At 62.4% G+C, this 12831-nt stretch carries 12 protein-coding genes and 1 pseudogene; 4 read left to right on the forward strand and 9 right to left on the reverse strand.

The genetic code is table 11. From position 1 onward, the window contains the following. Positions 1–10 precede the first annotated feature (10 nt). The 3 genes from BRAS3843_RS23550 to BRAS3843_RS23560 are packed head-to-tail and all read right to left on the reverse strand — an operon-like array spanning position 11 to position 2637. Positions 11–979 carry an ABC transporter substrate-binding protein gene (locus BRAS3843_RS23550; protein ID WP_008971575.1) on the reverse strand — a complete coding sequence of 323 codons (969 nt, stop codon included), beginning with the start codon at positions 977–979 and terminating at the stop codon, positions 11–13. Positions 980–1006: 27 nt separating this feature from the next. Further along, positions 1007–1858 carry an ABC transporter permease gene (locus BRAS3843_RS23555; RefSeq protein WP_008971576.1) on the reverse strand — a complete coding sequence of 284 codons (852 nt, stop codon included), beginning with the start codon at positions 1856–1858 and terminating at the stop codon, positions 1007–1009. Next, positions 1855–2637 carry an ABC transporter ATP-binding protein gene (locus tag BRAS3843_RS23560; RefSeq protein ID WP_035982563.1) on the reverse strand — a complete coding sequence of 261 codons (783 nt, stop codon included), beginning with the start codon at positions 2635–2637 and terminating at the stop codon, positions 1855–1857. The genes BRAS3843_RS23555 and BRAS3843_RS23560 overlap by 4 nt, the downstream gene beginning before the upstream one ends. Before the next feature lie 405 nt (positions 2638–3042). On the opposite strand from BRAS3843_RS23560, the gene BRAS3843_RS23565 reads away from it, so the two are divergent. After that, positions 3043–4320: a PQQ-dependent sugar dehydrogenase gene (locus BRAS3843_RS23565; RefSeq protein ID WP_008971578.1), complete on the forward strand. Its 1278-nt coding sequence runs from the start codon at positions 3043–3045 to the stop codon at positions 4318–4320. A gap of 302 nt (positions 4321–4622) precedes the next feature. Then, on the forward strand, positions 4623–5210 hold the full coding sequence (locus tag BRAS3843_RS23570) for a c-type cytochrome (RefSeq protein WP_008971579.1): 588 nt from the start codon (positions 4623–4625) through the stop codon (positions 5208–5210). A 106-nt stretch (positions 5211–5316) separates the two neighbouring features. Here the strand turns inward: BRAS3843_RS23570 and panE are convergent, their stop codons facing one another. From panE to BRAS3843_RS23595, 5 genes are all read right to left on the reverse strand, one after another. After that, positions 5317–6237, reverse strand: a complete 921-nt coding sequence (gene panE / locus BRAS3843_RS23575; protein WP_008971580.1) for a 2-dehydropantoate 2-reductase — start codon at positions 6235–6237, stop codon at positions 5317–5319. 110 nt (positions 6238–6347) lie between these two features. Next, positions 6348–7085: an SDR family oxidoreductase gene (locus tag BRAS3843_RS23580; protein WP_008971581.1), complete on the reverse strand. Its 738-nt coding sequence runs from the start codon at positions 7083–7085 to the stop codon at positions 6348–6350. Between the two features lie 105 nt (positions 7086–7190). Continuing rightward, complete coding sequence (locus BRAS3843_RS23585) at positions 7191–7799, reverse strand: 2-hydroxychromene-2-carboxylate isomerase (RefSeq protein ID WP_008971582.1); 609 nt, start codon at positions 7797–7799, stop codon at positions 7191–7193. 105 nt (positions 7800–7904) lie between these two features. Continuing rightward, on the reverse strand, positions 7905–9203 hold the full coding sequence (locus BRAS3843_RS23590; RefSeq protein ID WP_008971583.1) for an MATE family efflux transporter: 1299 nt from the start codon (positions 9201–9203) through the stop codon (positions 7905–7907). Between the two features lie 126 nt (positions 9204–9329). Continuing rightward, the gene (locus BRAS3843_RS23595; protein WP_008971584.1) at positions 9330–9905 is read right to left on the reverse strand and encodes a DUF2239 family protein; all 576 of its coding nucleotides are present in this window, start codon (positions 9903–9905) and stop codon (positions 9330–9332) included. A gap of 183 nt (positions 9906–10088) precedes the next feature. Between BRAS3843_RS23595 and BRAS3843_RS23600 the strand changes: the two genes are divergently transcribed. After that, positions 10089–10754: a glutathione S-transferase gene (locus tag BRAS3843_RS23600; RefSeq protein WP_008971585.1), complete on the forward strand. Its 666-nt coding sequence runs from the start codon at positions 10089–10091 to the stop codon at positions 10752–10754. Positions 10755–10797: 43 nt separating this feature from the next. On the opposite strand, the gene ggt is transcribed toward BRAS3843_RS23600, so the two are convergent. Then, entirely contained in the window at positions 10798–12552 is a 1755-nt protein-coding gene (ggt, locus tag BRAS3843_RS23605; protein WP_035982557.1) for a gamma-glutamyltransferase, read from the reverse strand. A gap of 101 nt (positions 12553–12653) precedes the next feature. Between ggt and BRAS3843_RS42265 the strand changes: the two are divergent. Next, positions 12654–12831 (forward strand): annotated as a pseudogene (locus BRAS3843_RS42265) (MFS transporter); the annotation flags it as partial.

Consider the following 12831-nt stretch of genomic DNA (forward strand, 5'->3'; position numbering starts at 1 on the left):
TCAAATCTCCTTACTTCATCGACAACGCCGGTTCGATATATTTCCGCACCACGAAGCTCTTGTAGTCGGGCTGGCCAGCGAGATTGCCGAGCGCAATTTGCGTATCCATCGAGACCTTCAGCGCATCGGCCGTGATATCGACACTCGGCGGATAGACGCCGTCCTCCAGCATGCGCTTGACCGCTGCTTCCACCACCGCCGGATCCAACGACGGGAACTCCTTCTTCGCGATCTCCACCGTCTTGGCCTCGTTGGTGGCCATGAAGCGCATCGCCATCTCCATCGCATTGACGACGCGCTGCGCCACATCAGGGTCGACGTCGTTGCGCGCGGTCACCGCTGAGAAAGCATAGGCGCCATAGGCCTTCGGAAAGCCGAACACGACCTTCATGCCCTTGGCGGCGACCTGGTCGAGGCCCGGCTCATACATCACGGCGACATTGGCCTGCTTGGCGATGAAAGGACCGGGCTCGGTGCCGATCGCGACCGGGATCATCTCGACGTCGGTCTTGGCGTCCATGCCGTTCTCCTTCAACAGCTTCATGAACAACGAGGTCGAGGTGGTCGGCATCAATCCGGTGACGACCTTCTGGCCCTTGATGTCCTTGATACTGTCGAACTTGAAATCCGGCGTGGTGGCGATCCACACCGCCGCGCCATTGACGACGTTGGCGATGATGCCGACCGGAGCGCCTTTGGAAGCCGCGATCGCGGTCCATTCCGGGCCGTGGATCGAGAATTGCGCGCTGCCGGAGATGACGGCTGAGAGTGCGACCGTCGGCGCGCCGGCGGTTTCCTTGGTGAGGTCCAGCCCCTGCTGCGTGAAGAACCCTTCGTCGATCGCCACGTAAAGCGGAAGGTAGAGCATCGACTGGAACGCCTGGCTCAGCACCACCTTCTTGTTGTCGGCGGCCGCCGGCGAGGTCAGCAGCAGCAACATCACAGCAGCCGCTCCAGCGGCCCGCGTCAGCAACGACATCGACGTACTCCATTCATTTCTGATAATTCAAACCTGCACCTGCTGCGTCGTACTGGCCTGCTTCCACGGCAGGCTGGTGCGTTCGATCAAATCGATCACGTAGTAGAGCAGGAAACCCACGATCATCAGCGTGAACAACCCGACCCAGACCGTATTGAGGTCGTAGAGGCTGGAGGCGGTATAGATCAGGTGTCCGAGCCCGCGCTGCGACGAGATGAACTCGCCAACCACGGCACCGACTAGTCCGAAGCCGATATTGATGCGGAAAGTCGCGATGATCGCCGGCAAGGTCGACGGCACGACAGCCTTGAAAAATACCTGGTGCTTATCGGCGCCCATCGAGATCAGCAGCGACTGCAGATCGGGATCGGCATCCTTGGCGGCCTGATAGGCCGCGATCAGCGCAACGATCGCGGTGAGCGACACCGACAGCGCCACCTTCGAGACAAGACCGGTTCCGAACCATAGCACCACGATCGGCGCCAGCGCGATCTTGGGCACGCTGTTGATGGCGACGATAAACGGCTCGACGAGGCGGGCGACGAACACCGAGTACCAGAGCGCCAGACCCAGCAGTGAGCCGATGATCGTCCCGATCACGAAGCCGAGCAGGGCTTCGAACAACGTGGTCCAGGTGTCGGAGATCAGCTCGCCGCTGAAAAACATACGGAAGGCATTTTGGAAGATACCGAGCGGCGAGCCGACCAGGAACGCCGATACGACGCCGAGGCGAACGCCAACCTCCCAGACGAAGAAGAAAGCGATCACTGCCAGCGCCTGCAGGAAGGCGCGGCCGAGCGCCGTATCGAAGCTGGCGCGGCGGCGCGCACGCGCACGCGATTTCACCGCCGACGAGGCACTGGGGAGAGTCAAGGTCACGTTGTCTTCTCGGTCTGGATGTCGAGCTCTGCGCAGAGCTGATGGAAATAGCCGGAGAAACGGTGGTCAGCGCGCGCCGCGATCGGTGAATGCGCCGCAATGTCGATGTCGTGTACGACCTTCACTCGCGCCGGCCGTCCGCTGAGCACGACCACCCGCTTCGACAGCGCCACCGCCTCGTCGATATCGTGTGTCACCAGGATGACGGTCTTGTGATAGGTCTCGACCGCCTCCTTCAGCACGCCCTCGAGATACAGCCTGGTCTGGTAGTCGAGCGCCGAGAACGGCTCGTCGAGCAGCAAGATGTCGGGATCCATGATCAGCGTGCGGATCAAGGCCACCCGCTGCCGCATGCCGCCTGACAACGTCTTGGGATAGACGTTCTCGAAGCCGGTGAGACCGAAGGATTTCAAATATTGCCGCGCCTTGGCTTCTGCGGCGTCGCGGCCGATGCCGCGCGTCTCCAGGCCGAGCAGCACGTTGCCAAGCACGGTGCGCCACGGAAACAGCAAGTCCTTCTGCATCATGTAGCCGACGCGTCCGCGCAGGCTTCCGATCGGCTCGCCGTGATGCTGCATGGTGCCGGCATCGGCCTCGATCAGGCCGGCGATGATGTTGAAGATCGTGGTCTTGCCGCAGCCCGATGGACCGATGATGCTGACGAAGTCGCGCTGGTGGATATCAAAGGAGAGATCGTCCAGCACGCGAACTTCTCCGGCCTTGCCGTGGAAGGACTTGCTGACGTTGCGGACGCTAAGCTGAATGGCGGTTGCGGACATGCCGCCCATTACGCAACTTACATGCCAGAGACGAATTGCGATGATTCTCTCGTCGGGACTGACCGTTTGGCGGAAAATGCAGCTTCGCGTGGAGAGCGCTGGCGTCTCTTTGGGCAGACCGATCAGATCGGCGCCCACGCGTCGTGTGAAGAGCGCGTGATCGCGATATCTGACCCGCAGGTTGCGATTTAGTTTTTTGCGATGCGAAGCCGTTCATGCTGGCGCTTTGCACACGGTCTCAAATTCCGTCGTGCAAAAGCCGAAGTGGAAGCGCGTCACTTCTCACTCGCCGAAGATGTGCTAACATTTTGTCGTCGCACCGCTTGAGGTGACGACCAACGAACGGCTCGAAACGTCCGACGAATAAATGCGCAGCCTTCAAAGCTGCTTGATGGGAGTGAAGCGATGATATCGGGTTTCCACCGAAGCATTCTTGCGTTTGCCACGATTGGTCTTCTCGCCGGAACAAGCATTGCCGGCGCGCAGCAGGCGGCCGACCAGAAACGCGGGCTGAAGAAATACGAATCCGGAACCAAGGAATTCTGGACTCATCCGCCGGATGACTGGTTCCTCGGCGACGAGACCGAGGCGCAGAAGGGGTTGGCCCCGCCGTCCGGGCCGCCGACCGGCGCGTCGGAGGCGGAACTCGCCAGCATCGTCAAGAAGATCAAACTGCCGGATGGCTTCAAGATCGAAGTCTGGGCGCCGGGCGTGCTGGCCGCGCGCCAGATGGCCTGGGGCGACAAGGGCACCCTGTTCGTCGGCTCGTTCGGCCTCGGCAACGTCTATGCGATCACCGACAAAGGCGGCAAGCGCGAGGTCAAGACAGTCCTGAAGGGACTGAACATGCCGACCGGCGTCGCCTTCCAGGACGGCGCGCTGTATGTCATCGCGGTCGACAAGCTGATCAAATATGAGAATGCCGAAGCCAATCTCGACAATCTCGGGCAGGGCAAGGTCGTCTATGACGACATGCCCTCTTATGCCGCGCATGGCTGGAAATATATCGCGGTCGACAAGGACGGCTGGTTCTACATCCCGTTCGGCCCGCCCTTCAACATCGGCATTCCGCCGACCAGCGTATCGCAGATTCGCCGTGTCGATCCGCGCACCGGCAATGCCGAGATCTGGGCGCTCGGCGTACGCAACAGCGTCGGCGGCGATGTCGATCCGCGCACCGGCAAATATTGGTTCACCGAAAACGCCCGTGACTGGGTCAGCGACGATCTGCCGAGCGACAAGCTCAACATGATCGCCAAGATCGGCGAGCACTTCGGCTATCCCTATTGCCACCAGGGTGACATGCCGGATCCGAAATTCGCCATGGGCCATCAGTGTTCGGAGTTCACCCCGCCCGCGCTCAATCTCGGCGGTCACGTCGCGCCGCTCGGCATGAAGTTCTACACCGGCGACCAGTTCCCGGCCGAGTACAAGAACAACATCCTGATCGCCGAGCACGGCTCCTGGAACCGTCACAAGTACCAGGGCGCCCGCATCATGCGGGTGACCGCCGATCCTGACGGCAAAAACGCCAAGCAGGACGTGTTCGCGTCGGGCTGGATCGAAGGCGACCAGGGCTATCTCGGCCGTCCCGCTGACATCGTCCTCGCCAAGGACGGATCGATCCTGGTGGCGGATGACTGGGCCGGTGCGATCTATCGCATCAGCTACGAGAAGAAGTGATCGCGAGAGCATGATCCGGAAAAGTGGAAACCGGTTTTCCGAAAGGATCATGCTCAATCAAAGAGATGAGATCATGATGCGATTTTTTCTAATCGCATCATGATCTAGAGATGAGGGGGGCTGCGGCTGCCTTACGGCGGCCGCAGCCTTTTGTTTCTAACGTCAGTCATCAAGCCCTCATCGCCGGGCGCGAGCCGGCGATCCATCGAACAGCCGCATCACCATCGATGGATGCCCAACGAGCCCGGGTCGTAGCCGGGACAGCTTCCAGGGCATGGGGCGCGGAGAGGAAACAACAAGAGATGTATAAGACCAGCCTCGGAATCCTGCTCGCTGCTGCGGCCTTGCTGAGCGAGTTCTCCGTCACGCATGCTGCCGACCTTGAGGCGGGCAAGGCGAAAGCCGAGCTCTGCGTCGGTTGCCACGGCGAGAATGGCCTCTCCCAGACCGAGAACATTCCGTCGCTTGCGGGCCAGCAGGACCAGTTCATCCAGTGGCAGCTCGTGTTCTTTCGCGCCGGCACGCGCAAGAACGAAGCGATGCAGCCGATCATCGAACAACTCAACAACGAGGATATCCGCAATCTCGGCGCCTATTTCGCCTCCCTCACCCCGCCAAAGGCGCCGCCGGATGACAATCCTGAGCTGTCGCAGAAGGGCGCTCAAGCGGCCGCGGGTCGTCGCTGCGCCTCATGCCATACCGACAGCTATGCCGGTACCAAGGGAGTCGCGCGCATCGCCGGTCAACGGGAGGAATATCTGGTCAAGGCGCTGCATGATTATAAGAGCGGCCAGCGCGTCGGCGGCAGCCAAGCGGCGATGACCGACGTCGCCTATCCCTTGAGCAACGAAGAGATCGAAGCGCTCGCACATTATCTCGCGCATTTGTAGTTGGCGGTCGTCGGTTGAGCCGCAATAGTGGCTGTCATCCCGGCCTGGCGAGCGTGAGCGAGCGCAGAGCCGGGACGACCCTTGGAGCAAGGGGCGAGGGCGTGCTTTACCCTCGCTGCGCCTCGTACACCTTCAGATGCGTGTAGGCGATGCGCAGCTTCGGCACCGGCACTTTCGCCGCATCGGCGCGCGTGACGAGATCACCGATCACGTGGTCGGCCTCGACCGGAAGCCCGGCCCTGAGATCGCGGAACATCGACGCAGTCATCGGCGATCCCTCGGTGGTCAGCATGCCCGACACACGCTGGAAAAAAGGACCGCCCGGTGCGTAGCCGGCCGCAGCCGCCACTGAGCTGCATTCGTCGAGCATCCCCAACAGAAACTCCTTACCATCGGGCGCGGCGAGGATGACTCCGACCGGAGCGCGCATCAGCGTGGTCGACGCGGCGAGCGAGGCCAGGAACACCCATTTCTCCCACATCTCCTGCATGATGTTTTCGCTCGCGGATGCATTGAAATTGCCGCGCTTGAAGACGTCGAAAATGGCCTGCACACGGTCTGACGATCCGCCGGCGCGCGCCCCGAAGGTGAGCGATTGCATTGGCTGCAGCTGCACCACTTCGCGCTTGTCGTTCAACGTCGCGGCAATCGCGCAGAGCCCGCCGAGCACGCGCTCGCGGCCGAATTTCGCGTCGAGCACATCGAGATGGCGCATGCCGTTGAGCAGGGGAATGATCGAGGTCTGCGGCCCAACCGCCGGAGCGAACGAGGCGACCGCGTCCTGCAGATCGTAGGCCTTGCAGCTCAGCAGCACGACGTCGAAGTGCTCCTTGAGCGCATCGGCCTTCACGGTTGGAGGATTGGGCAAGGTGACGTCGCCGGTCGGGCTCCGGATCACGAGACCGGCCGAGGCCAGCTCGGCGGCGCGTCGTGGCCGCACCAGGAAAGTAATATCGCCGCCGGCCTGCAACAGGCGGCCGCCGAAATAGCCGCCGATGGCACCGGCGCCGACCACGAGAATACGCATGGGTGTGTCCTTCTCTCAGGAGCCCCGCATAATGCAGAGGCGAATAAGGAATGGCGAGTAGCGAATCAGGATGGTCCCTATTCGCTATTCGCTATTCCCTGTTCGCCCCTCTACCACTTTTCGCCAAACGGCCGGATCTCCATCTCGAACGTCCAGGCGCTCTTCGGCTGCTGATAGAGGTGCCAATACGCACCGGCCACCGAGGCCGGCGGCATCAACAGATCAGGATTGTCGAGCGCGGCCTCGCCCCAGATCTGCGCCCGTCGTTCACGCACCCAGGCGGTATCGACACCGGAATCGATGATCAGATGCGCGACATGGATGTTCTTCGGCATCAATTCGCGCGCCATCGACTGGGCCACTGCGCGCAGACCGAACTTGGCCGATGCGAATGCCGCATAGCCGGAGCCGCCGCGCAAGGACGCGGTGGCGCCGGTGAAGAAGATGTTGCCCTGCCCGCGCGGCAGCATCAGCCGTGCGGCTTCCCGCCCGGTCACGAAGCCCGCCCAGCAGGCCATTTCCCAGACCTTGCGGAACACACGGTCCGTCGTTTCCAGGATCGGAAAATTGACATTGGCCCCGACGTTGAAGATCACGACCTCGAGCGGAGCATGCTTGTCGGCGTCGTTGAGGAACGCGATCGTCTCCTCTTCCTTCCGGGCATCGAGCGAGCGGCCGAAGATGGTGCCGCCGGCGGCTTCGACCTCCTTCACGAGCGGTTCGAGCTTCTCGCCATTGCGGCGCCCGGCGAACACGGTGAAGCCTTCCGCGGCGAATTTCTTGACGATCTCGGCGCCGATATAGTCGCCGGCACCGACCACGGCGACGGTTGCGTTGCGCTTTTGCATGTCGTGCTCCTGTCATTCAGGGGCGCTCGTCAGAGCGAACCCGGAACCTCCTGCCTCACCTCGGGATTCCGGGTTCATCGCTCCGCGATGCCCCGGAACGACGGCTCACTTCTCCAAAATCATCTCCTCGACGTCGCGCAGCTGCTCCTTACCGAAGAACATTTCGTCGCCGACGAAGAAGGTGGGCGATCCGAAGGCGCCGCGCTCGACCGCCCGCTGGGTGTTCTCGAGGAGCTTCGCCTTGACCTGTGGCCCCTGCGCGCGCGCAAACAGCTTTGCGCCATCGAGCCCGGACGAGGTGATCGCTGAGATCGCGACCTCCGGATCATCCATCTTCTTTGGCTCCCGCCACATGTGGAAGAACGCCGCATCCACATAGGGCCCGAACACGCCTTCGAGCTGCGCGGCAATGGCCGCCCGCATCAGGTTCAGCGTGTTGACCGGAAAGAACGGATTGAAGACATAGGGCTCGACCTGAAAGCGCTTCACGAACCTGCGCGTTTCGATCTCGTGAAACTCGCGCTTGTTCTTGATCCCGGCGAGCGTCTCCGCGGGGGATCTGTTGTTGGTGGCCTTGAAGATGCCGCCGAGCAGCACGGGCACGTACTCAAATCTGGTGCCGATCCGCTGCTCGATGGCGGGAATCGCCAAATGACTGAGATAGGCGTTGGGGCTGCCGAAATCGAACAGGAACTGCGGCGCGGACGGGCTCATGGACGGTTTCCCCAGACCTGGATGTTTGGCCCATCTTGGTCCAGCCGCAGCCTGACGTCCAGCGTTTTATGATGGTCATCATATTGATGATCATCTGCGGGCAGGTCAGACCAGACGGGTGATGGTGCGTTTCCGCCAGACGAGAAAATAGAAGCTCATTTGCAGCAGGAACATCGCACTGAAGGTGATCGGATACGCCAGCCACACGCCGTCGAGACCCAGCAGTGAGTTCATGACGACCGCCGACGGGACCTCGATCAGGGCAATGGAGAGCATGGAGATCAACAGCGGCATCCACACAGTGCCGCTAGCGCGCATAGCGGCCGAGAATGCCGTTGCCATGCCGAACAGCACCGAGCTCCACAGCACGATGTGCAGCGAGCGTTGCGCGAGTTCGATCACGGGCGGGTCCGTGATGAAAAAACCCATCAGCGTGCGTGAAAACAGATAGGCAATGGCGACCAGGCCACCGGTCAGCACCACGTTCATCTCAAGCCCGGTGCGCACGATGCGGCCGATCTCTCCGGCGCTGCCGCGGCCGATCGCCTGGGCGCCGAAGATCGAGACCGAAATCGCGATCGAGATCGCCGGAAACTGCACGTAGGCCAGGACCTGATTGACGGCACCGTAGGCCGCGGTCGCGTCCGAGCCGTGACTGTTGACCAGCCCGAGCAACACCATCTCGGCAAGCGACATCACGATCATATTCATGGCAGCAGGGATACCGAGCCGCAGCACGAGCCGTAGCAGGATCGGATCCACCGACATTCCGCGCCGGAAACTCGCATCAAAGGCCAGGGGATGCTTGCGCCGCCGCAGATGGGTGTCGAGCCAGATCAGCGTGAGCAAGCTCGAGATCGCGGACGCGCAGGCCGCGCTCGCCACCCCGAGCTGCGGCAGCCCGAACGACCCGCGGATCAGCATGGGCGTGAGTGCAAGCCCGATGACGGTCGACACCGCCAGCGCGATCAGCGGCGTCATCGTGTCACCGACACCGCGCATCAGGGCCGTGATCAGGATGAAAGTAAAGGTCAGCGGCATTGCGATCATCATGATGCGCGCGTACGTGACGGCCGCATCGAGAATGTTCGCGGGCGTCGCGAGCGCGATCAACAGCGGCCTCGCGAACAGCCCGCCGAGCACCGCGATCAGCGCCGCGAGCACCAGGGACACGCTCAGCGTGGTGCCGGCGATCGTCTTCACCTTGGCGGTTTCCCCCGCGCCCCAGGCCTGCCCGATCAGCACCCCGGCGCCCGCGCCCAAGCCGATGACGAAGGAGATGAAGAAGAACATCGCGGGAAAGAACACCGACACGGCCGCCAGCGCGTCGACGCCGATCATCTGCCCGAGATAGACGTTGTTGATGGTGCCGAACAGCGCCTGCAGGATGTTGCTGAGCATCATCGGCGCGAGAAAGACCAGAAAAGATTTCCGGAGCGAAGGAGGATTCGACACAAAGCTATCCTGCAGATGAATTGAAAATGCCGCGGTGAAATCAAGTCGGCCGGATCGGCAATCGAGCGTGCAACCTTAGGACGCGAGATCGCGATAAGCGAGAGCGATGGCGTGATCGCGGATATCGGCCGGCCAATCCGCGATCAGCTCGCCGAAACGCCGGCGATCGTCAGTAAAAAGGGCGCGGGACGCCTCCTCGAAGTTGGGAAAGTTCCCGGCCATGGCCGACATGAAATGATAAGCCGCCTCTCGCGCCTGACGCGCGCGATCCCGGTCGCCATTGGCGCGTCGCGCCTCATCGACCAGCTTGCGCAGAGCCACGGACGCGCCGCCGGGCTGCGCGTTCAGCCATTCCCAATGACGGGGGAGCAAGGTCACTTCACGGGCAACCACGCCGAGCTTTGGCCGGCCGCGGCCGCGCGGCTCAACGGCTGCGGGCTCGGATTGCTCGACCGACTTCACAGGCAGGCGCGAGGTGATCTCGGCATCGCTGCCGCGAAGATCGAGATCGATCGAACGGCCGGTCCGGTCGTCGAAAATCAGGATCGGCGCAGGCGTCGCTCCAATGCGTTTGACGCTGAGGGCGACCTCGCTGAGCGGACCCGTGGCCAGGCGGCGGGGCCCCTGGAAGGCTGTAAAGGTCTCGTCCATTGCGTGCACCTCGTCTGAAGCACCATGCTTCTAGAACGGCCAGGGATCTATTTACACCCGGATAAAATAGATGTCAATATTACCCGGGTGATTATTCGACAGAGGATCAGGACAAACCGGATCGTCGAATTGCGCTCCGCCTGCTACGGAATTGCGACACACCTGAAGGCCGGGGGAATCACGATGCTCATCGTTCACCACCTCAATAATTCCCGTTCGCAGCGCGTGCTGTGGCTGCTCGAAGAGCTCGGCGTGCCCTACGAGATCATCCGCTACGAGCGCCAGCCCGACATGCGGGCACCGAAGGAGTTGCGCGCGATCCATCCCCTTGGGAAGTCGCCGGTCATCACGGACGGCGGCAATACAGTCGCGGAATCCGGCGCGATCATCGAATATCTGGTCGATACCTATGGCGATGGCCGCTTCAGCCCACCGCCGAAGACCCCGGAACGGCTGCGCTATAGCTACTGGATGCATTATGCCGAAGGCTCGGCGATGCCGCTGCTGCTGCTAAAGCTGCTGTTCAACGTGATGCCCAAGCGCGCCCCGGCGCTACTGCGTCCGCTGGTGCGCAAGGTGGCCAACCAGGCCCTGACCACGCTGGTCAATCCGCAACTCAAGCAGCACATGGCATTCTGGGAAAGCGAGCTGCAGAAGAGTGAGTGGTTCGCCGGCAACGAGTTCACGGCCGCCGACATCCAGATGAGCTTTCCGCTGCAGGCTGCCGCGGCCCGCGGTGGCCTCGAGCAGGGGCATCCACGGGCAATGGATTTCCTCACCCGCATCGAGGCGCGCCCGGCCTACCAGCGAGCGCTGGAGAAGGGCGGCCCGTACACGGTGGGCAGATAGCTCGGCGGCAAAGGGGTGTAAGCCGGCCCGCGGGGCGTCATCGCTACCGGCCGGCGGCGGTTGCGCCGCGGCTCCGGGGATCCGGCGCACCTATCAGCCCGTCGGCCGTCACCAGGATCGAATTGGCGGAGGTATAGCCGAGCCCCTCCACGACCCGGTGACCTTTCGCCTTCAGTTCCGACACGACGTCGGCGGGGAAGCCGTACTCCATGCGCACTTCGTCGGGCATCCATTGGTGATGCAAACGCGGCGCGGCAACAGCGGCGGCAACATCCATGTGATAATCGAGCACGTCGACAATCACCTGCAGCACGGTCGTGATGATGCGGCTGCCGCCGGGCGAGCCTGTCACCAGCACGGGCTTGCCGTCTTTCAGCACGATGGTCGGCGACATCGATGACAGCGGCCGTTTGCCCGGCCCCGGCAGATTAGCCTCAAATCCCACCAGGCCGAACGCATTGGAAGCGCCGGGCGCCGCGGTGAAATCGTCAAGTTCGTTGTTGAGCAGCACGCCCGTGCCGTCCGCCACGAGGCCGACGCCGTAGGGGAAGTTCAGCGTGTAAGTGTTGCTGACCGCATTGCCGTCATTGTCGACCACCGAGAAATGCGTGGTGTTGCTGCCCTCGCGGAGTGGCGTGACCTTGAGGGCGTCGGCCGGCGTCGCACGATCAGGATCGATGCTGGCGCGCAGCTTCGCGGCATAGTCCTTCGACAGCATCACCGGGACCGGCGCATTGATGAAAGCGGGATCGCCGAGATAGCGGGCGCGATCGGCATAGGCCCGTTTCATCGCCTCGATCAGAATATGCAGGGAGGCCGCCGAACCCTGTTTCAATTGATCGAGCTGAAAGCCTTCGAGGATGTTGAGGGTCTCGATCAGGACCGTGCCGCCCGAGGACGACAGCGGCATCGAGGCGATGTCATAGCCGCGATAGGTCCCTCGGACAGGTTTGCGGATCAGCGGCTGGTAGGATTTCAGATCTTCGGTCGTCATGATGCCGCCAGCGTCCTGCACCCCTTTCGCCAGCTTCTCGGCAACCGTTCCTTCGTAGAAACCACGTGGCCCCTGTTCGGCAAGCGCCGTCAACGTTGCAGCCAGATCGGTCTGGACAAGCTTTTGGCCTTCGTGCAGCGGCGCGCCATCGGCGTTCGCAAAGATCTTCGCCGAGGCCGGCCATTTCCCGATCCGCGAATAGAACATCGGCAGCGTATCTGCGACGTGATCCTCGATCGTGATGCCCTCGCCCGCGAGCACGATGGCAGGATGGACCAGCTGCGCCAGCGTGAACTTGCCCGAGCCATATTTGTCCAGCGCAAGCGCCAGGCCCGCGACGGTTCCGGGCACACCTATCGACAGCGCTGAATCGCGCGACTTTGCATTGTCAGGCTTGCCGTCAGCGCCGAGGAACATCTGGCGCGTGGCGCTGGCTGGCGCGGTTTCGCGATAGTCGATCGCGATGTCTTCGCCGCGGTCCTTCAGATGGATGACCATGAAACCGCCGCCGCCGATGTTGCCGGCAACAGGATAGGTCACCGCCAGGGCGAATCCGGTTGCCACCGCCGCATCGACGGCATTGCCGCCAAGCGCGAGCACGCCCTGGCCAACCCGAGCTGCGATCTTCTCCTGCGCCACCACCATGCCGTGCGCGGGCGGTTGTGGCGGGGCCGTCGCGCCCGGCAGCAGCGGCACAGGCAGGTTGTAATCCTGCATATCCAGCGCTGCCGCGGGCACCATCCCCGCAAGGAGCAGGCCGATGCCCGCAAGGATGGTTCGTCGATTAATTGTGAGAGGAATCATCAAAATTCCGCCGCGGCTGACATCCAGTGAACGCCGCGAATGCTATAGCCCCTGAGACCGGGCGCAAAACGCGAGGTCGTGATCGTGAAGGACATTTTGGAATGGCTGTGACCACGATTTCGTCAGGCGAGGATACCGTGCGGCGCGCCTATCCGCCGCACACCGCCGTCATCAGCTGGATATTCTTCGATTGGGCCGCGCAGCCCTATTTCACGCTGATCACAACCTTCGTCTTTGCTCCCTATTTCGCGGCCCATGTCGCGCCCAATGCTGCAAGCG

The sequence above is a fragment of the Bradyrhizobium sp. STM 3843 genome, from assembly GCF_000239815.1.
Lineage (GTDB): Bacteria > Pseudomonadota > Alphaproteobacteria > Rhizobiales > Xanthobacteraceae > Bradyrhizobium.